This is a genomic window from Winogradskyella wandonensis, assembly GCF_004346845.1.
Lineage (GTDB): Bacteria > Bacteroidota > Bacteroidia > Flavobacteriales > Flavobacteriaceae > Winogradskyella > Winogradskyella wandonensis.
The window spans coordinates 472,016-496,782 of sequence record NZ_SMGI01000002.1 but is presented as its reverse complement, the minus strand read 5'-3'; the positions used below and the strand labels follow the sequence as shown (position 1 = coordinate 496,782).

At 34.6% G+C, this 24,767-nt stretch carries 21 protein-coding genes; 12 read left to right on the top strand and 9 right to left on the bottom strand.

The window, feature by feature from the left end; translation table 11 throughout:
• On the top strand, positions 1 to 615 hold the full coding sequence (locus tag DFQ05_RS06970; protein WP_132705101.1) for a lipoprotein signal peptidase: 615 nt from the start codon (positions 1 to 3) through the stop codon (positions 613 to 615).
• Positions 616 to 627: 12 nt separating this feature from the next.
• Here the strand turns inward: DFQ05_RS06970 and DFQ05_RS06965 are convergent, their stop codons facing one another.
• Genes DFQ05_RS06965 through DFQ05_RS06950 form a run of 4 tightly spaced genes read right to left on the bottom strand, consistent with a single transcriptional unit; the run spans position 628 to position 3,502 of the window.
• Complete coding sequence (locus tag DFQ05_RS06965) at positions 628 to 1,194, bottom strand: 5-formyltetrahydrofolate cyclo-ligase (RefSeq protein ID WP_132704676.1); 567 nt, start codon at positions 1,192 to 1,194, stop codon at positions 628 to 630.
• Positions 1,191 to 2,162 (bottom strand): succinylglutamate desuccinylase/aspartoacylase family protein, encoded by a 972-nt coding sequence (locus DFQ05_RS06960; RefSeq protein ID WP_132704675.1) that lies wholly within the window; start codon positions 2,160 to 2,162, stop codon positions 1,191 to 1,193. The genes DFQ05_RS06965 and DFQ05_RS06960 overlap by 4 nt, the downstream gene beginning before the upstream one ends.
• Positions 2,163 to 2,204: 42 nt before the next feature.
• Positions 2,205 to 3,080, bottom strand: a complete 876-nt coding sequence (gene rimK, locus DFQ05_RS06955; protein ID WP_132704674.1) for a 30S ribosomal protein S6--L-glutamate ligase — start codon at positions 3,078 to 3,080, stop codon at positions 2,205 to 2,207.
• Positions 3,077 to 3,502 carry an ATP-dependent zinc protease family protein gene (locus DFQ05_RS06950; protein WP_132704673.1) on the bottom strand — a complete coding sequence of 142 codons (426 nt, stop codon included), beginning with the start codon at positions 3,500 to 3,502 and terminating at the stop codon, positions 3,077 to 3,079. The genes rimK and DFQ05_RS06950 overlap by 4 nt, the downstream gene beginning before the upstream one ends.
• Positions 3,503 to 3,591: 89 nt before the next feature.
• Between DFQ05_RS06950 and uvrC the strand changes: the two genes are divergently transcribed.
• The 9 genes from uvrC to DFQ05_RS06905 all read left to right on the top strand — a co-directional run bounded on the left by uvrC (position 3,592) and on the right by DFQ05_RS06905 (position 18,430).
• Positions 3,592 to 5,385 (top strand): excinuclease ABC subunit UvrC, encoded by a 1,794-nt coding sequence (uvrC, locus tag DFQ05_RS06945; protein ID WP_132704672.1) that lies wholly within the window; start codon positions 3,592 to 3,594, stop codon positions 5,383 to 5,385.
• Position 5,386: 1 nt separating this feature from the next.
• A complete protein-coding gene (locus DFQ05_RS06940) occupies positions 5,387 to 7,624 on the top strand; it encodes a patatin-like phospholipase family protein (RefSeq protein WP_132704671.1) in 2,238 nt (745 codons plus the stop codon).
• A gap of 258 nt (positions 7,625 to 7,882) precedes the next feature.
• Entirely contained in the window at positions 7,883 to 9,040 is a 1,158-nt protein-coding gene (locus DFQ05_RS06935; RefSeq protein ID WP_132704670.1) for a homogentisate 1,2-dioxygenase, read from the top strand.
• 36 nt (positions 9,041 to 9,076) lie between these two features.
• Positions 9,077 to 10,237: a 4-hydroxyphenylpyruvate dioxygenase gene (gene hppD / locus DFQ05_RS06930; RefSeq protein WP_132704669.1), complete on the top strand. Its 1,161-nt coding sequence runs from the start codon at positions 9,077 to 9,079 to the stop codon at positions 10,235 to 10,237.
• 145 nt (positions 10,238 to 10,382) lie between these two features.
• Positions 10,383 to 11,177 (top strand): DUF3108 domain-containing protein, encoded by a 795-nt coding sequence (locus DFQ05_RS06925; RefSeq protein ID WP_132704668.1) that lies wholly within the window; start codon positions 10,383 to 10,385, stop codon positions 11,175 to 11,177.
• Between the two features lie 5 nt (positions 11,178 to 11,182).
• Entirely contained in the window at positions 11,183 to 12,115 is a 933-nt protein-coding gene (locus tag DFQ05_RS06920; protein ID WP_132704667.1) for a tryptophan 2,3-dioxygenase family protein, read from the top strand.
• A 14-nt stretch (positions 12,116 to 12,129) separates the two neighbouring features.
• Entirely contained in the window at positions 12,130 to 13,422 is a 1,293-nt protein-coding gene (locus DFQ05_RS06915; protein ID WP_132704666.1) for a peptidoglycan DD-metalloendopeptidase family protein, read from the top strand.
• 2 nt (positions 13,423 to 13,424) lie between these two features.
• The gene (gene pgi / locus DFQ05_RS06910) at positions 13,425 to 15,068 is read left to right on the top strand and encodes a glucose-6-phosphate isomerase (protein WP_132704665.1); all 1,644 of its coding nucleotides are present in this window, start codon (positions 13,425 to 13,427) and stop codon (positions 15,066 to 15,068) included.
• Between the two features lie 158 nt (positions 15,069 to 15,226).
• Positions 15,227 to 18,430, top strand: coding sequence for a TonB-dependent receptor (locus tag DFQ05_RS06905; protein ID WP_132704664.1), 3,204 nt, complete (start codon positions 15,227 to 15,229; stop codon positions 18,428 to 18,430).
• A gap of 81 nt (positions 18,431 to 18,511) precedes the next feature.
• Here DFQ05_RS06905 and gldD read toward each other — a convergent pair whose 3' ends face one another.
• The 4 genes from gldD to mutY all read right to left on the bottom strand — a co-directional run bounded on the left by gldD (position 18,512) and on the right by mutY (position 22,045).
• Positions 18,512 to 19,087 (bottom strand): gliding motility lipoprotein GldD, encoded by a 576-nt coding sequence (gldD, locus tag DFQ05_RS06900; protein WP_132704663.1) that lies wholly within the window; start codon positions 19,085 to 19,087, stop codon positions 18,512 to 18,514.
• Between the two features lie 48 nt (positions 19,088 to 19,135).
• Positions 19,136 to 20,443: a gliding motility-associated protein GldE gene (locus DFQ05_RS06895; protein WP_132704662.1), complete on the bottom strand. Its 1,308-nt coding sequence runs from the start codon at positions 20,441 to 20,443 to the stop codon at positions 19,136 to 19,138.
• Positions 20,444 to 20,468: 25 nt separating this feature from the next.
• The gene (locus DFQ05_RS06890) at positions 20,469 to 20,921 is read right to left on the bottom strand and encodes a single-stranded DNA-binding protein (RefSeq protein WP_132704661.1); all 453 of its coding nucleotides are present in this window, start codon (positions 20,919 to 20,921) and stop codon (positions 20,469 to 20,471) included.
• 83 nt (positions 20,922 to 21,004) lie between these two features.
• Positions 21,005 to 22,045 (bottom strand): A/G-specific adenine glycosylase, encoded by a 1,041-nt coding sequence (mutY, locus tag DFQ05_RS06885; protein WP_132704660.1) that lies wholly within the window; start codon positions 22,043 to 22,045, stop codon positions 21,005 to 21,007.
• A 137-nt stretch (positions 22,046 to 22,182) separates the two neighbouring features.
• Between mutY and DFQ05_RS06880 the strand changes: the two genes are divergently transcribed.
• Both DFQ05_RS06880 and DFQ05_RS06875 read left to right on the top strand, forming a co-directional pair.
• Entirely contained in the window at positions 22,183 to 22,473 is a 291-nt protein-coding gene (locus tag DFQ05_RS06880) for an HU family DNA-binding protein (protein WP_087492065.1), read from the top strand.
• Positions 22,474 to 22,799: 326 nt separating this feature from the next.
• Positions 22,800 to 24,347, top strand: a complete 1,548-nt coding sequence (locus DFQ05_RS06875) for an Rne/Rng family ribonuclease (RefSeq protein WP_132704659.1) — start codon at positions 22,800 to 22,802, stop codon at positions 24,345 to 24,347.
• A gap of 109 nt (positions 24,348 to 24,456) precedes the next feature.
• On the opposite strand, the gene DFQ05_RS06870 is transcribed toward DFQ05_RS06875, so the two are convergent.
• Positions 24,457 to 24,714 carry a hypothetical protein gene (locus DFQ05_RS06870; protein WP_132704658.1) on the bottom strand — a complete coding sequence of 86 codons (258 nt, stop codon included), beginning with the start codon at positions 24,712 to 24,714 and terminating at the stop codon, positions 24,457 to 24,459.
• Between the last annotated feature and the right edge of the window lie 53 nt (positions 24,715 to 24,767).

The following is a 24,767-nucleotide window of genomic DNA, read 5'->3' as shown; positions in this document are numbered from 1 at the left end:
ATGTCCTTTAAAAAATCTTTAATTCTCATCAGTATCATCTTGCTCATAGATCAGGTGAGCAAAATCTATATAAAGACAAATTTTTATCTTCAAGAAGAGGTAGAGGTATTTTCCTGGTTTAAAATCTTGTTTGTAGAAAATGATGGTATGGCCTGGGGCACAAAGCTTAGTGATATTTTTTCTTTTATAAGTGACCAATCTGCCAAGTTAATACTTACACTTTTTAGAATTATGGCTGTTACAGCCATTGGGTTTTGGCTTAGAGATGTTATTAAAAAACAAAAAAGTACAACGCTAGTTTTTGCCATTTCTCTAATTTTTGCAGGTGCCTTAGGAAATATTATTGACTCTGTCTTCTATGGTGTTTTATTTAATGATAGTTACGGACAAGTAGCTACATTTTTACCAGAAGGTGGTGGCTATGCAAATATCTTTTACGGAAAGGTCGTAGATATGCTACATTTCCCGCTATTTTCTGGTGTTTTACCAGATTGGTTACCTTTTATTGGCGGAAAATATATCTCTTTTTTCGACCCTGTTTTTAATGTGGCGGATGTGGCAATAAGCACGGGAATTGGTATGTTGATTGTGTTTAATAGAAAGGCGTTTAGATAAACAAGATAACGCTTAGATGAAACGATAAGTTTTCTCGGGACTTACACAATAATCCAGCTTTATATCATTTTCTAAAACTTCAAACTCTTCAGTTTCAGCTTCAAAAAAAGAGAGTCCAATTTTAAGAGTTTCAGGTTTACACTCAGAAAGAAATCGGTCATAGAATCCTTTACCATAACCAATGCGATTTCCTTTTATGTCAAAGCTTAAAAGCGGAACAAAAACTACATCTATTTGTTCTGGTTGAATAGGAATACCGTTAACGGGTTCAGGGATGTTGTAGTCGTTCTTCTTTAGTTTGGTATTATCAGTAAGCAAAAAGTGAGACATACTATAATCTTCAAAATTGCTTTTAGATACCACAATGTTTTTATCTTTTCCGGCAAGGATATTTAAGATATATTCTGTGTTAATTTCCTTTTGTTCTTCTATACTCAAAAAGATGTGATAGAAATCTAAATCCCAAATATTAAGTTGTAGTAATTGATTGGCTATGGCTAGACTTTTATCTTCAATCTCGTCATGGCTAAGCCCTTGTCGTAGTGCCTTGTATTTTTTTCGTAAGTCTTGTTTGGTCATTCGTTTACAAGCTTTGTCGAGATATGAAAAATGGCATCGCCCTGATAAATTATCGGCGATTCATTAACATTAAAAACATAGCCGCTGTTTGGTGCTTTGACAAAATGATTAAAACTTCCGTAAGGATCAGTGATATTACCTATTACATCGCCCTTTTCTACTTTGGTATTAACGCTAATCGTTGGTCTAAACATACCAGAGTATTTGGCGCGTACCCATTTACTTTCATCAATTTTTATGACGTCTTTTTTTGGGCGCGAGACTTTAAATTTTCGATTTAGCATTTCTAAATGATGCAAAACACGTTTAACACCGTTAACGCCTGTATTGGTAATGGTGTTATCTATATGGAAAGATTTGCCACCTTCAAAAAGTAGCATAGGAATTCCCAATTTATAACATGAATTTCTGAAGGATTTATTCAAATTTTTCGAATAAAAAATAAACGGCGCACCGAAGACTTGAGCTAATTCGTCTAAGACCAATTCGCCTTTTACAATGCGTATATGAGCAGAGTTAAAACGGTCTGATCCTCCTGTGTGGAAATCCAAAATTAAATCGGCATGCGGCACTATTTCGGTCATTAACTTATGGGCCACCCGACTTGCCAAAGAACCCTTTTTACTACCAGGAAATACACGGTTAAGGTCTCTTCCGTCTGGGAATAGACGATCCATGTGTATAAAGCCAAATGCGTTGATTACAGGGACACAAATTATAGTTCCTTTCTTTGGCTTATTAATGCCTTTAGAAATAATCTGTCTTACAATTTCTACACCGTTAACCTCATCACCATGAATACCAGCAGTAATTAAAACTGTTGGTCCCGGTTTTTTAGAACGCTCGATAATTATAGGAACATCTATAGTGTTTTGGGTATGAAGTTTAGCAACATTAAAACTTACTGTTGCACTTTGGCCTAATGCTACTTTTTTACCTAAAATATCTAAGACTTCTTGTTCACTCATAGTCATCTTCCGTGAAAACGGGAATCTTTTAATAGTTGTCTTTTATTTTCTATTACGTTCTATAAACGTAATAATTGCCCGTGCGATATTTTTTTTAGTTGCACCTTCTATACCTTCGAGTCCAGGTGTAGAATTTACCTCCATAATCAATGGGCCACGAGAAGATTGTAACATGTCTACACCGCAAACAGGTAGCTTTAATGCTCTTGCTGCTTTAATGGCTAACTTTAGTTCGTCCTCGCTAAGCCTAATTAAATTTGCGCTTCCGCCTCTATGTAAGTTAGAACGAAATTCACCTTCGCCACCTTGGCGCTTCATAGCCCCAACAACTTGTCCATCTACGATTAGTGCTCTAAGGTCTGCACCTTTTGCTTCTTTAATATATTCTTGTACTAAAGCTCTGGCTTGCAATCCATTAAATGCTTCTAGTACAGACTTGGCAGCATTCTTAGATTCTGCTAGTACAACACCAAGACCTTGTGTGCCTTCAAGGAGTTTTATTATTACTGGTGGGCCACCTACATGTTCTAAAACCTCTTCAACATCTCTAGAATAGTTGGTAAATACCGTTTTGGGCATGCCAATACCTGCTTTAGAAAGCCTCTGAAAGCTTCGTAGTTTGTCTCTAGAGCGTAAAATAGCGTCAGAGGATACCGTTGTAAAAACATTCATCATTTCGAATTGTCGCACAACAGCACATCCAAAAAAAGTAACCGAAGCTCCAATCCTAGGAATAATGGCATCTACGTAATCGAGATAGCGATCCCTATAAAATATGGTTGGTTTTTCTTGTTCTATAATTATATCGCATTTTAGTGGGTCTATAATTTCTACCTCATGACCTCTTTTTTCGCCTTCTTCTATTAATCGTTTTGTTGAATAGAGATGAGGATTACGCGATAAGATAACTATGTTCATTGCTGTGAAGCATTAAAGGATTGATTTTCTAAGTCGACATCAACAATAAATTTTTTCTTCAAAAATTGACGTCCTATTAAAACAGGAAACTTCATGTCGTCTCTAGTGCTTAAAGTTAAGTTGATTTTATAAGTTTTTCCAAAGAAAATAACATCTGTTTTAATTTTGAATCTATTTTCTTTAACACCATTGCTGCTTTTTACATCAGTATAGGTATAATTATCGAATATAATTTCTTCGGTTTTAAAATTCGGATGTCCTTCATGTTCAAAAATACAATGTAGTTTTCCGTCGATTTCTTTTATATGAGAACAATGTATAGCTGAGGTATAAGCACCGGTATCAATTTTTACATCGATATGGTATAAATTCAGTTTTGGAAAGTCAATTTTATCAACACGTCCCAACAGTTGTTTTGCCATTTAGTAAGTTTCAAAATTTGTGCGGCGAAAGTAGTAATAAAACCCGTTGAAAAAACATCAAATACAACCAATTTATTACCTTTGGATGTATGTCCGAAACCGCACTTGATATCCAAATAAAAACCTTGCCGCATCAGCCTGGTGTATATCAGTATTACGATGCTGAGGACAACTTAATCTACGTTGGTAAGGCAAAGGATATAAAAAAACGCGTGAGTTCTTATTTTACTAAAAACCACGACTACGGAAAAACTAGAGTTCTCGTAAAAAAAATTGCTAAGATTAAGCATATTGTTGTAGAGACCGAAAGTGATGCCTTGTTGCTCGAGAACAATCTTATAAAAAAATACAAACCACGCTATAACGTACTATTAAAAGACGATAAATCGTACCCTTGGATTTGTGTAAAAAACGAACGTTTTCCTAGAATCTTTCCTACACGTCGTGTTATAAAAGATGGGTCTGAATATTTTGGGCCATATACTAGTATGAAAACAGTTAAGACGCTGTTAGGGCTTATTAAAGGTCTTTATCAATTACGAACGTGTAATTACCATTTATCTGAAGAAAAAGTAGAATCAGGCAAGTACAAGGTTTGTTTAGAGTATCATTTAGGAAATTGCAAAGGTGCTTGCGAAGGACTAGAAACCGAAGAAGAATACCACAGCAATATTAAAGCGATTAGAGAGATTCTAAAGGGAAATTTTAAGGATTCTTTACAGCAGTTTAGAAAGCAAATGAAGGCTTTAGCAGAAAACATGCAATTTGAAGAAGCACAGAAAGTAAAAGAAAAGCTGGACATATTAGAAAATTATCAGTCTAAATCTACGGTTGTTAATCCAAAAATTAGCAATGTCGATGTGTTTTCAATTATTAGTGACGAAAGCTACGCCTATATTAACTTTTTGCAATTGTCCTATGGCTCAATCATACGCTCGCATACACTAGAAATAAAAAAGAAACTACAAGAAAGTGATAAGGACCTGTTAGAGTTGGCAGTGACAGAAATTCGTCAACGTTTTCATTCAAAATCCAAAGAAATCTATGTGCCTTTTAAAATAGATTTAGGAGATGAGGTAAAGGTTACTGTACCAAAACTTGGTGATAAAAAAAGCATTTTAGACTTATCCGAAAGAAATGCAAAGTACTATCGATTAGACAAGTTAAAACAAATAAAAATTACCGACCCAGACAGACACACCAATCGTATTATGGCACAGATGAAGGCCGATTTGCGTTTGTCCGAAGAACCAAGGCACATCGAGTGTTTTGATAACTCTAACATTCAAGGTACTAATCCTGTTGCGGCGTGCGTGGTATTTAAGAACGGAAAGCCTAGTAAGAAAGATTATCGTCATTTTAATATTAAAACTGTAGAAGGTCCTGATGATTTTGCCTCTATGGAAGAGGTGGTTTTTAGACGTTACAAACGCCTTTTAGAAGAAGACCAACCGTTACCACAGCTTATTATTATCGATGGAGGAAAAGGTCAGCTGTCTTCGGCACTTAAAAGTTTAGATAGTTTAGGCTTGCGCGGAAAAATTGCGATTATCGGTATTGCAAAGCGTTTAGAAGAATTATTTTACCCAGATGACCCAATTCCTTTATATTTAGATAAAAAAAGCGAAACACTTAAGATTATTCAGCAACTCCGAAATGAAGCGCACCGTTTTGGTATTGAGCATCATAGAAATAGACGAAGCAAAGGCGCTTTAAAAACCGAATTAGAAAATATTCCTGGTGTAGGCGAGCAAACAATTATAGATTTAATGAAGCGTTTTAAAACCGTTAAACGTATTGCAAATGCGAAGTTAGACGAATTAGAAGCTGTAGTTGGAGCGTCAAGAGCAAACAAAGTGTATAACTACTATCATAACGATTAATTTGAAATTTAAATTAACATATATCATCATTTTTTTAGCAACCATATGCTTTAGCCATAACCTTTCGGCTCAAGCTTCTGATTCTACAAAAGTTGGATTGGTTCTTAGCGGTGGTGGTGCTAAAGGCTTTGCACATATTGGTGTGTTAAAAGTTATCGATAGTTTAGGCATAAAAGTCGATTACATTGCTGGAACTAGTATGGGTGCCATAATAGGTTCTCTATACGCTTCTGGGTATTCCGGTAAACAATTAGACTCTATATTTAGAACCATAGATTTTGATGTTTTAATAAACGATAAGTTCCAAAGAAAATCTAAGTCACTTATCGAGCGAAATAATTCGGAGCGCTATGCTATAAATTTACCAATAGACGGTTTTAAATTAAAATTACCTTCAGGTCTATCGCGTGGGCAAAATGTGTATAATCTATTATACAAGTTGCTGCTTCCGGTAAATGAAGTTTCAGATTTTTCAAAATTACCAACGCCGTTTTTCTGTATAGCCACAAATATCGAAACAGGAGAACCTATATTAATGGATAAAGGAAATTTGGCAGAAGCCGTAACGGCCAGCGGTGCTTTTCCTTCATTATTTCAGCCTGTAAAAATCAAAGATAAAATTTATGTCGATGGTGGTGTAACTAATAATTATCCTATTAACGAGCTCCGAGCAAAAGGTGTTGATGTTATTATTGGGGTAGATGTACAAGATGGATTAAAAGATAGGGAAGAGTTAGAATCTGCTCCCGAGATTTTGCTGCAAATCAATAATTTTAGAACTATAAACGACATGAAGGTTAAGCGTAAGCAAACCGATATTTATATAAAGCCAGACATCACCAATTTTTCTGTCATTTCGTTTAGCGAAGGGCGAGATATAGTTAAGGCAGGAGAAGCAGCTGCAAAAAAAGAGTTAACAGCACTTGTAAATTTAAAGAAGACGCAACCCAGTTTTTACATAAAGGATAATGTCCGCATTGCAGATAGCCTTAAAATTGCAGATGTTATACTAAAGGGAAATAAGAGATATACACGGTCTTATATTTTAGGGAAATTAAAGCTTAGAGGTAATGACAATATTAGTTATGAGCAACTAAACGAGGGCATAAATAATTTAGTAGCTACCAATAATTTTGATGCAGTAAGGTATAAACTCGCACCGACTAAAAGTCCTGATGTTTATAATTTTGAAGCAGACATAAACGAGTCTAAGGCAAATACTTTTGTGAAGCTTGGTTTACACTACGACGGACTATATAAAAGTGCTGCATTGCTAAATATAACCCGAAAGCGATTAGTATTTAACAACGATTTTGCGTCGTTAGACATTATTTTAGGCGATAATCTTAGATACGATTTCGATTATTTTATAGATAAAGGCTTTTATATTAGTATAGGTCTTAAATCCAGATACAACCAGTTCGACAGATTAGTTAATGCTAATTTACTACTGCAACCAGACGACCCATTGTTGGTTGATTTAAACAAAGTAGATGTTGAGCTTCAGGACCAAACAAATCAGCTTTACTTTCAAACGCTTTTAGCTAAAGAATTCGAATTTAATCTCGGTTTCGAGCATAAGCGCTTAAAGATTACAACAGAGACTTTAAATAACACTAATAGCAACGACGACTTCATATTTGAGAATACAGATTATTTTAGCCTTTTTGGAAATCTAAAAATTGATACCTATGATAATCGATTTTTCCCTAACTCAGGATTTTTGCTTAACGGTACAGCCCATTGGTATATCGGTTCTCGAGGATTTAATGATGCTTTCGAGTCATTTTCTATAGCTAAAGCAGATATTGGTTATGCATTTAGCCCTGTTGGGGATTTGTCAATTAACCTTAGTACGTCTGGCGGCTTTAAATTAGGCGACCGTTCTACAAGTTTTTTAGATTTTGCATTTGGTGGCTATGGTCAGAATTTCATCAATAATTTTGGGTCGTTTTACGGTTATGACTATGTGTCTATTGTAGGCAATAGTTTTGTAAAAGCAGATGTTACGTTTGATTACGAAATCTTTAAAAAGCATCACATTTTACTCTCTGGAAATTTTGCAAATATTGCCGATAATATTTTTGATGATGGCGAGTGGTTTACAGAACCAGATTACACAGGGTTCGCTCTAGGATATTCAATAGAAACATTCTTAGGTCCTATAGAAGCAAAGTATACAATTTCTCCAGAACTCAAAGAAAGCTACTGGTTTTTTAATATTGGTTTTTGGTTTTAAGTCTTTTCAAATTTTACGATATTTGTATTGTTATGAAACCCTTTTGGAAGAATTATAAAATACTACTTCACTATCTTATTAAGAGAAATCCTGAGTAACTTTCAGAAAAACGCTATTGATTACATTTTAAGTAAGAGTAAGCAAACATAACGTAATAGCGAAAAGCCAATTCATTTTTTGTAACTTTATAACTCGTTGATTCTTGAGGCATAAGTCAATTGAACAAATCAACGAATACACGCTTAAACATAAATAAAAATGCCATTTTATCATAAACTTGGAGAAATTCCTCCTAAACGACATACACAGTTTAAAAAACCTGATGGAAGTTTTTACTACGAGCAGCTTTTTGGCACCATTGGCTTCGACGGCATGTCTACCAATAGCTACCATGAACAGAGACCAACTCAGGTAAAGGCTATTAATGCCCAATACAGTGTTGCACCAAAAATTGCTAAGGCTAATAACATGCAGTCTTATCGTTTTCATGGCTTTAAAGTAAAACCAGAGAACGATTATTTAGAGAGTCGAAAGATTGTACTTTCTAATTCCGATTGTAACATCATTTTAGCAGCTCCGAAGGCATCTACCAAAGATTATTTTTATAAAAACACAGATGCAGATGAGTTAATTTTTATTCATAAAGGAAGCGGAAAGCTGAGGACGCATTTGGGTAATCTCGATTTTAAATATGGGGATTATTTGTTAGTTCCGAGAGGAATCATCTATAAGCTAGATTTTGACACCGAAGATAATCGACTATTTATTGTAGAGTCTTATCACCCAATATATACGCCAAAACGTTATCGAAATTGGTTTGGACAATTATTAGAGCATTCACCTTTTTGCGAGCGCGATATTAGAAGACCTCATGAATTAGAAACTTATAACGAAACGGGAGATTTTTTGATAAAAGTAAAAAAGCAAGACGAAATTTTCGATATGGTTTATGCTTCACATCCTTTCGATGTCGTGGGCTACGATGGGTATAATTATCCGTATGCTTTTTCTATTCATGATTTCGAACCCATAACAGGTCGCGTACATCAACCGCCACCAGTACATCAAACCTTTGAAACTGATGCTTTTGTGGTGTGCAGTTTCGTGCCAAGATTATACGATTATCACCCTTTAGCTGTTCCTGCACCTTATAATCATAGCAATATAGATAGTGATGAGGTGTTGTATTACGTAGATGGTGATTTTATGAGTAGAAACGATATTGCTGCAGGGCACATTTCACTTCATCCTGCGGGAATTCCTCATGGGCCACATCCAGGAGCTATGGAACGTAGTATTGGAAAAGTAAAAACAGATGAATTAGCGGTAATGGTAGACACATTTAAGCCTTTAAAAGTAACCGAAGAGGCACTTAAAATTGCTGATGAAGATTATTATAAATCTTGGTTAGAATAGAAATAGAAGATAACTCATTTAAAACAACTACTTATCATGAGTAAAGAAATAAAATCCGTCAATTACGGACTCGAAAAGATATTCAAAGGGGCTAAAGACTTTTTGCCACTTTTAGGAACAGACTATGTAGAATTTTATGTTGGTAATGCCAAGCAAGCTGCACATTTTTATAAAACGGCTTTTGGTTTTCAATCTCATGCTTATCGCGGCTTAGAAACTGGTGCAAAAGACTCTGTGAGTTACGTACTAACTCAAGATAAAATTAAGTTGATGCTTACTACACCATTAAGTAGTAAGTCACCAATTAACGACCATATTGTAAAGCACGGCGATGGCGTTAAAATCATTGCACTATGGGTAGACGACGCTAGGCAAGCATATAAGGAAACAACCTCTAGAGGTGCAAAATCCTATATGGAGCCCATAGTAGAGAAAGACGAATATGGCGAGGTTGTTAGAGCAGGTATTTATACCTATGGTGAAACAGTGCATATGTTTGTAGAGCGTAAAAACTACAACGGTGCATTTTTACCAGGATTCGTAAAATGGGAGTCAGACTATAATCCTCCTGCTGCTGGGCTTAAATATATAGACCATATGGTTGGAAATGTAGGTTGGAACCAGATGAATGTTTGGGTAAAATGGTACGAAGATGTAATGGGCTTTGAGAATTTTTTATCATTTGATGATAAACAAATACATACGGAGTATTCTGCTCTAATGAGTAAAGTTATGTCTAATGGAAATGGACGAATAAAATTTCCTATAAATGAACCAGCTGAAGGAAAAAAACGCTCTCAAATCGAAGAGTACTTAGATTTTTATGAAGGTGCGGGCGTACAACACATCGCCGTTGCAACAGACGATATCATCAAAACAGTAACTCAACTTCGTAGAAATGGCGTAGAGTTTTTGTCTACACCACCAGAAGAATATTACAAAGCTGTACCAGGTCGTTTAGAAGAATTTAGCCATGAGCTTAGAGAAGATATCGAAAAGCTAAAAGCGTTAGGTATTATGATTGATGCAGACGAAGAAGGATATCTTTTGCAGATTTTTACAAAGCCAGTGGAAGATAGGCCAACCCTCTTTTTTGAGATAATTCAAAGAATGGGGGCAAAAGGCTTTGGTGCAGGTAATTTTAAAGCACTTTTCGAATCTATCGAAAGAGAACAAGCCAAACGAGGTACATTATAGTTGTTAATGTTGTTATTACGTTAAAAACACCATCAAAAATCGATGGTGTTTTTTCTTTTAATATTTTTGGAATAGTAATTGTAATTCTAACCGATATAACAATAAAATGTTGATATAAAAGTTACATTTGCATTACGGATACGATATGAAAAAGCATTTACTATTTTTTCTAACATTAGTAATCTTTCAATTAGGTTCAGCACAACAACAATCTGCGTTTACGGACGGAGAATGGTTTAAATTTCGTATGAGCTACAGTGGTTGGCTAAAAGCTGGTGAGGCTACTCTTAATGTTAAACAAAAAAAATATAACGGTAAAGAGGTGTACCACGTAGTAGGTAAAGGTGCTACAACGGGACCTATTAAATGGTTTTTTAAGGTAAAAGACCGTTACGAAAGTTATTTTGATGCAAAAACAGGCCTGCCATACAGATTTATTCGAAAAATTGATGAAGGTGGACATACTAAAGATATCGAAATAGAATTTGACCACAATAAGAAAAAAGCAACAGTAAACAATAAAAAGTATAAAACTGTTAAGGAAATTGATATCGATGTTAATGTACAAGATATGGTTTCTGCTTTTTATTATCTAAGAAACAACTACGATACAGATAAAATTAAGGTTGGCGATGTTGTACAATTAAGCATGTTTTTTGATGAAGAAAACTATCCTTTTAAGCTTAAGTTTTTAGGTCGTGAAACTCTTAAGCTAAAAGTTAATGGAAATAAGGTAAAAGTTAAAACATTAAAATTTAGGCCCTATGTAATGGCAGGTCGTGTCTTTAAAGAAGAAGAAAGTTTAACGCTTTGGGTAAGTGCAGATAAAAATAAGATTCCTTTAAAAATTCAGGCCGATTTAGCAGTAGGTTCGCTTCGTGCAGATTTAGACCAATATAAAGGTCTTAAGCACTCCTTTGTCGTTCAATTTGATGATTAATAACTATGCCAGACCAACCAGATTATTCACATATTATAAAAGCACTTCAAGAGAAATACGATAGTATAGATCAAGATACGGACGACCATCTTTTAGGATTATTATACAGCAAACCAATTACCTACTGGGATTATATTCAAACCGATGCTTTATTATCGCTTCAAACCCAAAGAACGACGCTTCCAGATGAAATGGTCTTTATTGCCTACCATCAAATTAATGAGTTGATTTTTAAAATGATACTTTGGGAAATATCACAGGTAGCCGAAAAAGAAAAGCTAGACGTTGTGTTTTTCGAAAGTAAAATCATGCGTATTTCAAGGTATTTCGACATGCTCACGACTTCTTTTAATATTATGAGAGAAGGTATGGAGGTAGAGCAATACATGAAATTTAGATATACCTTGACGCCAGCTAGTGGTTTTCAAAGTGCACAATATAGACTTATAGAGTTTGCATCTACAGAGCTAATAAATCTTATAGACTATCGCTTTAGAAAAGATATTGATAGAAAAACACCTTACACACACGCCTTTGAGCATTTGTACTGGCAAGCGGCTGGTAAAGACCACAAGACAGGAAAAAAATCTACTCTTTTAAAAAACTTTGAAGCACGCTACAAAGACGAGTTCTTAAGATTTATGGAAACATATAACACAAAGAATCTCTGGACGCGCTATAAAGAATTACCAAAAGAAGATCAAGCGGATAAAGATTTAGTCAAAGCTATGCGGCACTACGATTACACGGTAAATGTAACTTGGGTAATGGCACACTATAATGCGGCAAAGCATTACATCGATAGTGGTATTGGTGATGGCGAAGCGACTGGAGGTAGCGATTGGAAGAAATATATGCACCCAAAGTATCAGAGACGTATTTTCTTTCCAGATTTATGGAGTAAAGAAGAATTAGACAATTGGGGAACAAACTTATAAATAGAGAACGATTAATGCATTTGAAACGATTAGTATGGTTAGCGGTAATTTCTGCAACCTTTTTAAATTGTAAAGAAGAGAAAAAAGAAGAGCTAGTAGAAGATTTGGCCGTTGTCGAAGAAGTTGAAGAACGATACGAGTTTGGCTTTAACCTAGATAACTTTATAGTTAAAAGAGATACCATACGAAGAGGCGAGAGCTTCGGAGAAATCTTAGAAAGAAACAATATCGGATACCCTAAAATTTTTCAAATTGCCGAAAAGGTAAAAGACACTTTTGATATTAGGACACTAAGGTTTGGTAAGCCTTACACGCTTCTTTGCTCAAAAGACAGCTTAGAAACGCCAAAAAGCTTTATTTACCAGCCTAATAAAGAAGAGTACGTTGTTATAGATTTTCAAGATTCTATACAGACCTACATGGGCAGAAAACCAATAAAATATGTCGAAAAGGAAGCGTCTGGTGTAATAACACCAGGAAGTGGTATTTCCATAGTGTTAGATAAAAAAGGACTTAGTCAGCGTTTAGCCAATAAAATGGCAAACGAAATCTACGCGTGGACCATAGATTTTAACCGCTTACAACCAGGTGACCGTTTTAAGGTTATTTATACAGATAAGTATATCGATGACAGCATTTATGCAGGAGTAGACCGTGTTAAAGCAGCATATTTCGAACATAATAAAAAACCCTTTTACGCCTTTGAGTTCGAGACGGATAGCGTAAAAGGCATCATAGATTATTTTAACGAAGATGCAAAAAACCTAAGACGTGCCTTTTTAAAATCACCACTACGATTTGGACGCGTATCATCGCGTTATAATCTAAGAAGACGAATTGCCCATTACGGATATCGTGTAAAAGCGCATCGTGGGACAGATTTTGCTGCACCAAATGGTACCCCAATTTTAGCCACAGCGAGCGGCACAGTTACTAAATCGTCTTACACTAGAGGAAATGGTAAATATGTTAAAATTAGACATAATTCCACTTACGAAACACAGTATTTACATATGTCTCGCCGAAAAGCTAAAGTGGGCGAATTTGTAAAGCAGGGAGACGTTATTGGCTATGTTGGTAATACAGGAAGTTCCGCTGGGAACCATGTTTGCTATCGTTTTTGGAAAAACGGAAAACAAGTCGATCCTTTTAAAGAAAAACTACCTGAGGCCAAACCAATTTCAGATAGCCTTAAAGCTAAATTTTTAGACCACATCGCCCCGATTAAAAAACAATTAGATAATATAATCTTGGTCGAAGATTCACTTCAGCCAGAAACAGAGGAAACCCTCTCAGAGATACAATAATTATGGCATTACAATCAACTAATCCAACGACCACAAAGACGTGGCCTAAACTCTTATCTCATTTTTCAGAAATAAAAGATATTCATCTTAAGGAGTTGTTTAAATCAAATCCAAAACGCGCCGAAGAGTTGACTATTATTTGGGATGACTTTTATGCTGATTTTTCAAAAAATAGGATGACATCAAAAACATTGTCTCTGTTGGTAGAATTAGCAAATGAAGTGAATCTTAAAGATGCTATTTCAAAATATTTTGAAGGCGATATTATCAACCAAACCGAAGGTAGAGCAGTGCTTCACACCGCATTAAGAGCGCCAAAGTCTACTGAGGTTTTTGTAAATGGCGAAAATGTAATTCCTGGTGTCTATGACGTAAAGAACAAGATAAAAGACTTTACCAATGCAGTAACTAGTGGCAGCCACAAAGGATTTACAGAAAAACCAATTACCGATATTGTAAATATTGGAATAGGCGGAAGTGACTTGGGTCCTGCAATGGTAGTAGATTCACTTCAGTTTTATAAAAATCATCTCAATACGTATTTTGTAAGTAATGTAGATGGTGATCATTATCAAGAAATTGTAAAACATCTTAATCCAGAGACAACACTTTTTGTAATTGTATCAAAGACCTTTACGACTCAAGAAACATTGTCTAATGCCAATTCTATTAGAGATTGGTTTTTACAAAGTATGCCTAACGAGGCAGTTGCGAACCATTTTGTGGCAGTTTCTACTAACGTAAGTGCCGTAAAAGATTTTGGAATTGACGAAGTGAATATTTTCCCAATGAAAGATTGGGTCGGTGGACGCTTTTCGCTATGGAGTGCTGTAGGTTTATCCATTAGTTTAGCTTTAGGCTATGATAATTTTGAAAGTCTATTATCTGGTGCTCATAAAATGGATGAGCATTTTAGAACGTCAGATTTTGATAAAAATATACCTGTAGTTTTAGCTTTATTAACCATTTGGTACAACAACTTTTTTAATGCAGAAAGCGAAGCTGTAATTCCTTACACACAATACCTCAACCAATTTGCTACTTATTTGCAACAAGGTATTATGGAGAGTAACGGTAAGAGTGTTGATAGAGATGGAAATCCAGTTAACTACCAAACCGGAACATTAATTTGGGGAGAACCTGGTACTAATTCGCAACATGCCTTTTTTCAATTAATTCACCAAGGAACAAAGCTAATACCAGCGGATTTTATAGGTTTTGTAAAATCGCTTCATGGTAATAAAAGTCATCATGATAAATTAATATCCAATTACTTTGCCCAGACAGAAGCCTTAATGAATGGTAAAACTAAAGAAGAGGTTTTAGAAGAGTTATCAACAACTAGCCTATCACTTGAAGAAAAAGAAATGCTCTTACCGTTTAAAATATTCGAAGGTAACAAACCAACTACATCGATTTTAATTCAACAACTTACACCTGAAAGTTTAGGGAAACTCATTGCTATGTACGAGCATAAAATTTTTGTTCAAGGTATTATTTGGAATATATATAGTTATGATCAATTTGGCGTAGAATTGGGTAAAAAATTGGCCAAAACAATTTTAGAGGAGTTAGAATCTTCAGATTTTAATGCTTCGCACGACAGTTCAACTCAAAATATGCTTCAATTTTATAAAAAGAGTTAATTTTTATAGTTTGTTAACTGATAATTTTTCGATTTTTTTGTTAAAAATCATCAAAATTCTTACCAACTAATTCTGTTAATATTTCTTAACGTTGAGTTAATACTTTAAGTGTTTTATATCGTATTTTTGCACTGTTCAAAACAAACTCAACTTTAACAATGAAAAAAATTACACAATTTTTAGTAATGACCGTTGCATTTTTATTTGCAACAATGTCTTTTGCGCAAGGTGTTACAACAGCTTCGCTTAACGGACAGGTAACAGATGTAAACGGAGATCCATTACCAGGAGCTACTGTTTTAGCTGTTCACACTCCTTCGGGAACTAAGTATGGTGTTGCCACAGATTTTGATGGATACTATCGTATCTCTAATATGAGAACAGGTGGTCCATACACAGTGACAATTACTTATGTGGGATTCAAAGATTATGTTGAAAACAACGTGTTTTTAGCATTGGGAGAATCTAAAAGAGTAAGTACTAAACTTTCTGAGGATGCTAGTGTCCTTGACGAAGTGGTTATTGTAGCCGGTACAGATGGTGTTTTCGATTCTGGTAAAACAGGGGCAGATACTAAAATTTCTAGAAGACAGGTAAATACGTTACCTACAATTTCTCGAAATATTGCGGATTTTGCAAGATTAACACCACAAGCTAAGGTAACAGGTGACGACGTTATATCTATTGCTGGCCAGAATAATAGATTTAATACTATTTTTATTGATGGTGCTGTAAATAACGATGTCTTTGGTTTAGCAGGTAATGGTACAAATGGTGGACAGACAGGAGTGAGTCCAATTTCGTTAGATGCTATTGAGTCTTTTCAGATTAACGTAGCGCCATTTGATGTAAAGCAATCTGGTTTCGCAGGTGGTAGTATTAATGCAATTACAAAATCTGGAACAAATACTTGGGAAGGTTCTGCATATTCATTTTTAAGAAATCAAGATTTAGCGGGGAAAACGCCAGTAGATTTAGTTGGTAATGGCGAAAGAGAAAAATTGGCAGAATTTTCAGCAAACATCTATGGTGCAAGAATTGGCGGTCCAATCATTAAGGATAAATTATTCTTCTTCTTGAATTATGAAAGAGAAGATAGAGAGACGCCAGCACCATTTGACTTTGGGACTTATAGAGGAAACTCTTCTTTAGCAGATATCACAAACTTAGCCAACTTCTTACAATCAAATTTTGGATATAATCCAGGAGGTTTTGAGGACAGTGTTTCTTCATTAGTTTCAGATAAATTTAATGTAAAGATAGATTGGAATATTAATGATAATAACGCATTATCGTTAAAACATAGTTACGTTAAAGCACTTCAAACTAGCGCTGGTTCATCAAACCAAGGAAGTATTAATTTCTTTAATGGAGGTTTAGGATTTGAGTCTATTACAAACTCTACTGCTTTAGAATTAAACTCTAGAATTGGTAATAAATTTTCTAACAATTTAGTAATTGGTTATACTACTGTTAACGATGATAGAGATCCGTTAGGGAATCCTTTCCCTAGAGTAAATATTAGAGATGGTGCTGGAAACATTAATTTTGGTTCTGAGGCTTTCTCTACTGCAAACTTATTGGAGCAACGTGTTTTAACGTTGACAGACAACTTTAACATATACTCTGGAAGACATACCATTACTATTGGTACTAACAATGAGTTTTCTAACATGAAAAATGTTTTCTTCAGACAAAACTTTGGTGATTACCGTTTTTCAAGTCTTCAAGATTTCTTAGATGGAGAATTACCAAACAGATACCGTCATGGTTACTCTTTAATTGGTGGTAGTGGAGATGCTTCTGAAGGAGCACCAGAATTTGACTTCTTTCAAACAGCATTTTATGTTCAAGACGAAGTTAACGTAAACGATAATTTTAGAATAACAGCAGGTCTTAGATTCGATGTTCCTTTCTGGGCAGATGGCACCGTAAACGAAGACTTTAATACCAGAACGGTAGCTTTATTAGAGGCGGCTGGTAAAGACTTACAAGGCGCAAGAGTTGGTAAAGGTGTTAATCCTAACGTACATGTATCTCCAAGACTTGGTTTTAACTGGGATGTTAAAGGAGAAAATAAAACACAAATTCGTGGTGGTTTAGGTATTTTTACTTCTAGAGTTCCGCTAGTATGGCCAGGTGGTACATACGGAAACAATGGTGTTACTACAGGATTTATTCAATTAACAGGTTCTAACGTTCCTGCATTTAATCCTAACCCAAATACACAATTCCAAGACCCACCACAAGGTTCAGGTTCGGTCGGAGGACAAATAGATTTATTTGCACCAGACTTTAGATTACCTCAAGTATTTAAAACTAATATCGCTATAGATCAAAAATTACCTTGGGGAATTACATTCTCTGCTGATTTCATTTGGAATGATAACATCACAGCAGTAATTTATGAAAACATCAATATTGCAGGACCTCAATTCTTTACAACAGGAGCAGGTTCTAGACCTAACTATGGTTTCCAGAAAGTAGATAACACGTATAGTGATATTTATTTAGCATCTAATACTGGTGAAGGAAGCTCTTATAATATTAGTGGTACTTTGTCTAAAAACTTTATCACAGATAGATTAGACGTTAGAACGTCTGCAACGTATTCTTATGGTGAAGCAGATGGCATATTAGATGGAACAAGTTCTCAAAACAGTTCTCAGTGGCGTAATTTAGAAACAGTTAATGGTTCTAACAGACCAGATTTATCAATTTCAGATTTTGCTGCTGGACACAGAGTTGTTGCTAATTCAACATTCGAATTTAAGTGGTCAGAGACTATTAAAACTCGCATTGGACTATTTTATGAAGGTGCAGAGGGCGCTCCATTCAGTTATGTAGTCGATGGTACTGGTTTATTAGCTGATACTGGTTCTGACTCAGCTTTAATTTATGTTCCAGCTAATGAGTCTGAAGCCAATTTAGTAGATACTAGCGATTTATCTGCATCTGAGCAATGGACACTATTGGACGCGTACATTGAAGGTAACGATTATTTAAGAGGAAGAAGAGGTCAATTCGCAGAGCGTAATGCTGACCGTTCTAATTGGAGTCATATTGTTGACTTAAAGTTTGCTCAAGAGTTTGGATTAAAATTTGGAGACAAAATTCATAAATTAGAATTAACAGCTGATATCTTTAACTTCACTAATTTACTAAACAAAGAATGGGGTGTAAGAACATTCACAAACTTTAACCAAGTACAATTATTGGATTTTGAAGGTTTTGCTCCTGATGGAACAACACCAACATTTAGTTATAACCCTAGAAACGCTGAAACGGATAACATCATAGATGATAGAGGTTTGGTTTCTTCTAGATGGCAGATGCAAGTAGGCTTAAGATATTCTTTCTAGAATTTTAAGCTTACTCAATCATAAAAAAAAGCGCAACGTTTAAGTTGCGCTTTTCTTTTATAACGTGTTTTAAAGTTTAATTTAATCTTTCCACTCTAAACTCTCCATAACACGTTTAATATCATTTTTTAGATAAATTGCCGCAGGATAGATAGAGTCGTAATTTGGTTTTGCATAGAAGTACAAAGAGCCACTTAGAAAGTGATTAATGCTGTCTGTTGCATAAAACTGGGACTGAGACGCCGCATTGCCACCGACTTCGTAAAACATGCCGTAAACGTCTTTATTTTCATTTATAAATTCGTTACTTATAATTTCATCAGCTTTTTGGGTATGCTTTTGCGTTAAATTCTGTGCGTCTCTCAATAAATCTTTTAAGTTATTCTCCTTAACTTTTTTATAGGTTAAATAAACAGTTCCTTTAAGCGATGGATATTCGACATCTACGCTTATGGAATTACCATTGTCCGATTGTTTAATTTTTGATATTGGTTTAGCTAATACATTTTTCTCGAAAGAAAATGGGACTGGGATATCTACTCGTTTGTAATTAGGTGTAGGATATTCTAAACGTAAATAAGCGCTCGGTTTTGGTAAGGTATCCTCACCGCAACCAAAAAGAAATAAAGAAAATATAGGTATAAGAATCTTTTTCATATGTAATTCCCACGGAAGTGAGAAGCTGTTTTTTATTAAACGTTTGATCTAATCTAGAAGCGTTAACTTAATCTGCTTAATGCGTTTTTTTTCTATAGCCTCTACTGTAAAAACGTAATTTTCAAAATTTATTTTACTACCGACTTTCGGAAAACCTCCCGAAATTTCTAGAACAAAACCAGCAATGGTTTCGGCTTCGCCCTTTTTTGCTTCAAAAGATGTAAAATCCTCTAAGGATAAGATTTTATAGATGTCTTTAAGCTGGGTCTTGCCATCGAATCTATAGTTATGATTGTCTAGTTTGGTAAAATTTAAATCATCTACATCATACTCATCACTTATATCTCCTACAATTTCTTCAATAATATCCTCTAAAGATACGACACCAGAAGTTCCGCCATACTCATCAACGACAACAGCAAGATGTACCTTTTTTGTCTGAAATTCTTGCATCAAGTCATCAAGCTTTTTGTTCTCTGGAACAAAAAAAGGCTCTCGTAAAATAGATGTCCAATCGAACGTTTTTTTGTTAATATGAGGCAATAAATCTTTAACATATAGTATACCAACAACAGTGTCTATGCTTTCTTTAAATACTGGGATTCGGGAATAACCATTATTAATAATTTCTGGAATGATTGTATTGAATTTAGCCTCGATATTAACAGCAAAAATATCCATTCTGGGGCGCATTACCTGTTTGGTATCCGTGTTGCCAAAAGAAACAATACTCTGTAATATTTGCTGTTCTTCTTTGGTAGTATCGTTATCGTCAGTAAGTTCTAATGCTTGTGATAATTGATCAACACTGATATTGGATTTCTGTTTACCTAATTTTTTTTGAATTTGAATGGTAATATACCTCAAGGGCATGCTAACAGGAGAAAAAACGACATCTAAGACTTTTAGTGGCTTAGCCAAGGCTATAGAAAATTTTAGACTATTACGGCTAGCATAAATCTTTGGAATAATTTCACCAAACAATAGAATTAAGAATGTTGCAGATACAACCTCGAGTAGAAATCTAAAAATAGGACTATTTATAGAACTAAATAAAAACTCTCCGATGTATGCAAACAGAATGACAATAGCAATATTGATAAAATTGTTAGCCACAAGAATAGTAGCTAATAATTTCTTTGGACGTTCTAAAAGAGAAACAATTAAGGCTATCTTACTAGAATGTTCCTCGGATGCCTTATTAATATCCGTTTTTGTTAATGAGAAAAGCGCAACTTCTGCGCCAGATATTAAAGCAGAACATATCAGTAGAAGTATTAATGCAAAGATACTCACAGCTAAAGAGCTGTTAAATGCTATAAGGTTTATAAAATATATACTGGGTTCGGGATCCAAAATAAACAAATAGAATTACAATAAACTAAAATGGTAAATCGTCATTATCATCAATTAAAGATGTGTCTATCGATGGTTTAGAAGCTTCAGATGAATTTGGTGTATTCTGCGAAGATGGTGAGCCGCCAGTCTGCTGTTCGTTTTTATTAGTCAAAAACGTAAAATCCGTACATTGAATTTCTGTAGAATAGCGTTCCATGCCTTTATCGTCTGTCCATTTACGTGTTTTAATGCGACCTTCGATGTAAACTTTATCACCTTTACTTAGATATTTTTCGCATATTTCTGCAGCCTTATTTCTAACCACTATATTATGCCATTCGGTATTAGAAACACGCTCGTTTGTTTGTCTGTTTATATAGGTTTCGTTAGTTGCTAACGGAAATCGGCCAACACAATTTTTATCATCAAAGTAGTGCATCTTTACTTCGTCTCCCAAATGGCCAATGAGCATTACTTTATTTAGCGTTCCTGACATAATTTCTTTTAATTTATTAGCTTACAAAATTAAACTTTTTAATTCTCTTCTTTAAAAATAATAAAAATAAGAATAGGGTGATTTCAAAATTTGAATTTGGAAATAAATTCGCTGATTAAAGTAGGTACAGGATACGCTTTCAATTCTTTTATAGAAATAGCATTTTTATAGGGTTGGTCTGTGCTTATAATCCAAAACTTGGTATGTAAGTGTTGGTGTGACAATTTATGAACTACGTCAGTCTCATTATAGAGACTTAAATCGTAATCAACATTTTTTAGAAGTCTATGCTTTTCCGCTACTTCTTCAAAAGCTTCAATGGATAAACTTTTTTCGGTTTCTATTAGCGGAAACTGATATAAATTCTGCCATATGCCTTTTCCTTTGCGTTGCTCAACTATAATATTTTTTAATTTATCTATAATAACTAAATAATTAAAATAGCGATGTCTAACTTTAGTTTTCTTAAGTTTTACAGGCAACTCGGAAATCTTATTTTTCTGAAATGCTACACAAGCAGATTGTAGCGGGCAAACAATACAATAAGGATTTTTTGGTTTACATTGTTGTGCTCCAAACTCCATAATGGCTTGATTGAATTCTGCAGGGCGTTTTTTATCTATCAATTCTGTGGCTAAAGCTTTAAACTCTTTTATGCCCTTTGTAGAATTTATAGGTGTTTCAATTCCGAAAAATCGAGACAGAACACGGTAAACATTCCCATCTACTACAGCTGCAACTTCGCCAAAGGCAATGGAAGCTATGGCGCTTGCTGTATAATCACCTATGCCTTTAAGTTTTATGATATCGTTGTAAGTATCTGGAAATTTGCCGTCTAACTCATTAGCAACATATTTAGCCGTATAATGAAGGTTTCGTGCTCTGGAATAGTAGCCCAAACCTTGCCATAATTTCAGAACGCCTTGTTCATCACTTTTGGCAAGATCAAATATGGTAGGAAATGTATCTACAAAAGCTTGGTAATAAGGTAACCCTTGTTTTACTTGTGTTTGTTGTAAGATAATTTCTGATAACCAAATATAGTATGGATTAGTGGTTTTGCGCCAAGGTAAATCTCTTTTATGTTCTGAATACCAATTAATTATGTTTGTTGTAAAATCCATTTAGAAATAGTGTAGAACTGTGCAAACATAAAACTATATCCGCTTAAATTTTAATGAATTACGTTTGAAATATTGAAATTAAATTACATATATTTGCAACCCCTTATAAATAATAGTAACACAAATAATTAAGTAAAATGACAAAAGCAGATTTAGTAGCTAAAATTTCTGATAAATTAGGAATTGAAAAAGGTGATGTACAAGCTACAGTAGAATCTTTCATGGACGAAGTAAAGACATCTTTAGAGAGCGGAGACAATGTATATTTAAGAGGTTTTGGAAGCTTTATTATAAAAACAAGAGCAGAAAAAACAGGTCGTAATATCTCTAAGAATACAACAATAAAAATACCAGCTCACAACATACCAGCGTTTAAGCCAGCTAAAATCTTTTTAGAAGGTGTAAAAGCTAAAGTAGAGGTGAACTAAAATATTAAGTAAAATATTAATCTAAAAAAACGAATTATTTATGCCAAGTGGTAAAAAACGTAAAAGACACAAGGTAGCGACGCATAAGCGTAAAAAACGTAGACGCGCTAATCGTCACAAGAAAAAATAAATCGATAAAAGTAGTTGATAAAGCTACTTTTTTCGGTTTTAAAAGAACGTTCTTTGATATAGAATTATAGGTGCTATTTAATAGAGTACACCTATTAATTTGTTGGAATTTCCGATAATTTAATCGGAACATCCTGTGTCAAATAATTAAGTAAAATCCGTCTATCTCAATTAAGGGATGGATATAAATTAACATTATGAACAAGGAATTAATCGTAAGATCAAGTTCGGATATTGTTGATTTTGCCTTATTAAAAGATGGAAAACTTATTGAATTGCACAAAGATGAAGAGGATAACAACTTTGCAGTAGGTGATATTTTTATTGCCAAAATACGTAAAGTTATACCTGGACTAAATGCAGCCTTCGTAAACGTTGGCTACGAAAAAGATGCGTTTTTGCATTATCACGATTTAGGTCCGCAACTCCCTTCTCTTTTAAAATTCACTAAACGTGTAAGCACAGGGAAATTAAGAGATTACTCTTTAAAAAACTTTCCTTTTGAAAAAGATTTAGACAAGCATGGTAAAATTGCAGAAGCCATTAAGTCCAACCAATCACTATTGGTACAAGTTGTAAAAGAACCAATTTCTACTAAAGGACCTCGTATAAGTTCAGAACTGTCTATTGCAGGTCGCTATATTGTTTTAGTTCCTTTTTCTAATCGTATATCTGTTTCTCAGAAAATAGAATCTCAAGAAGAAAAAGACCGCCTAAAACGTTTGGTAAAAAGTATTACACCAAAAGGTTTCGGTGTTATTATTCGTACTGTAGCCGAAGGTAAAAAAGTAGCAGAAATTGATAGTGATTTGCAAAGTTTGCTGAACAGATGGACAGCAATGTGCAAAAAACTCTACAAAGCCCATCATCCTACAAAAGTGTTGGGAGAAATGAACAAAGCATCCTCGATTTTAAGGGATATTTTCAATGATTCATTCTCAGGCATTCACGTAAATGATGAAGCATTGTATGAGCAAGTAAAAGATTATGTGCATCAAATTGCACCAAAAAAGGAATCTATTGTAAAATTCTATAAAAATGGAATGCCCATTTTTGAAAAATTCGGAATCGAGCGCCAAATTAAAACATCATTTGGTAGAACGGTTTCAATGGCAAAGGGCGCATATTTGGTAATAGAACATACCGAAGCACTTCATGTTATAGATGTAAACAGTGGAAATCGCTCTAACAAAGAGAAAAACCAAGAAGACACGGCTTTAGAAGTTAATTTAATCTCTGCTACAGAAATAGCGCGCCAATTGCGCTTACGTGATATGGGTGGAATTATTGTTATTGATTTTATCGATATGGGTAGAGCAGAAAACCGAAAAGCCCTTTACAATCATCTTCGTGAAGAAATGAAAGATGATAAAGCAAAGCATAAAATATTACCGCCGAGTAAGTTTGGATTAGTGCAAATAACCAGACAGCGCGTTAGGCCAGAGCGTAATATTAAAACAAAAGAGATAAATCCTAATACTGTTGGTGGTGACGAAATCGAAGCACCGATAAAAGTCGTAGAGCGAATGAGCCAAGACTTAGAGCGGATTTTTAAACAAAAAGACTATAAAAAAGTAGCATTGCACGCACATCCTTTTATAGCGGCCTTTCTAACCAAAGGGTTTCCATCTGTACGTTCAAAGTGGTTTTTTGAACACAAAAAATGGGTAAAAGTTTTACCTAGAGATGCTTACACTTATCTTGAATATCATTTTTTCGATAAAAATGGTAACAAAATCAAATAATATCTATTAGTAAAAAGCCCTTCCAGATTTGGAAGGGCTTTTTTGTTAAAAAAAATCCTTTCATCTTGCGACAAAAGGATTAATAACGATTTAAAACTAAATTATGTGCTTAGCACAATCTCTCTCTTCGCACTTTGTCTTTTAGACTTTTGCGATACGCTTTTATGCTTATAATGTCATTACTCTTTTTGTAATTAACTTCAAGAACTTTAGAGTTTCTTGCAGCTTTTACTTTTCTAGGAGTAACGTCTTCAATTTTTTTAATAGAAACCAATTCTGTAGTACTAGCACTTGCAGGTGTATGAGCCTCTGCAAACCCTAAAAGTGGTAAGGTTAAGAATGCTACTATTAGAATTAAGTTTTTCATTTGATTAATTGTTATTACTTTTAACAACAGCACAAATAAACAACACGTTTATA